This is a genomic window from Roseateles sp. P5_E11, assembly GCF_054049355.1.
The window spans coordinates 1-603 of sequence record NZ_JBFUMO010001181.1 but is presented as its reverse complement, the minus strand read 5'-3'; the positions used below and the strand labels follow the sequence as shown (position 1 = coordinate 603).

Annotated in this window: 2 protein-coding genes; one reads left to right on the top strand and one right to left on the bottom strand. The window is 71.5% G+C overall.

From position 1 onward, the window contains the following. Positions 1–315 (top strand): PEP-CTERM sorting domain-containing protein (locus ACXJKR_RS34210; protein ID WP_457326650.1); only part of this gene is annotated, 315 nt, incomplete at its 5' end. On the opposite strand, the gene ACXJKR_RS34205 is transcribed toward ACXJKR_RS34210, so the two are convergent. Then, the coding region (locus ACXJKR_RS34205; RefSeq protein WP_457326649.1) for a ferrochelatase at positions 312–603 on the bottom strand (292 nt) is incomplete at its 5' end. The two genes, ACXJKR_RS34210 and ACXJKR_RS34205, sit on opposite strands and share 4 nt — an antisense overlap.

Here is a 603-nt window from a genome sequence, read left to right as displayed (position 1 = left end):
GCCCTCGACCTGAGCCATCTGAGCGTGGAGTTCCGCTTCCTGGGCAATACCGATCCGAATGCCTTCCAGGCCAGCGGCGGCTTCAACGTCGACACCTTCTTCCAGACCTCGGGCGGCCAGGGTCTGGGCCATCAGGCCTTCGCCGGGGCGAGCTTCAGTGCCCGGGCCGATGCCTACCAGTTCACCAGCTTCAGCTTCAGCGCCAATGACGGGGCGGTGTTCACGGCGGCCGCCGTGCCCGAGCCGGGCGCCGGCGTGATGGCGCTGGCCGGGCTGGCAGTGCTGGCCGGCGTGGTGCGGCGGCGGCGCCGCTAGTTCTTGGCGCCTGCCGCCAGCGCGCGCTGGCGCTGCAGGGCCAGGGTGTCGGGATGCGGGGCTTCACCGGCCCAGCCCTGCAGGTGGCGCTCGGCCAGCTTGGCCAGGGCGCGGATGCCGGCCGGGTGGTCGTTCAGGCAGGGGATGTAGGCAAAGCGTTGGCCACCGGCGGCCAGGAAGGCGGCGCGGGCTTCCTGGGCAATCTCTTCCAGCGTCTCCAGGCAGTCGACCGCGAAGCCGGGGCAGATGACGTCGGCGGACTTGAGGCCGCCCTTGGCCAGCTTGACC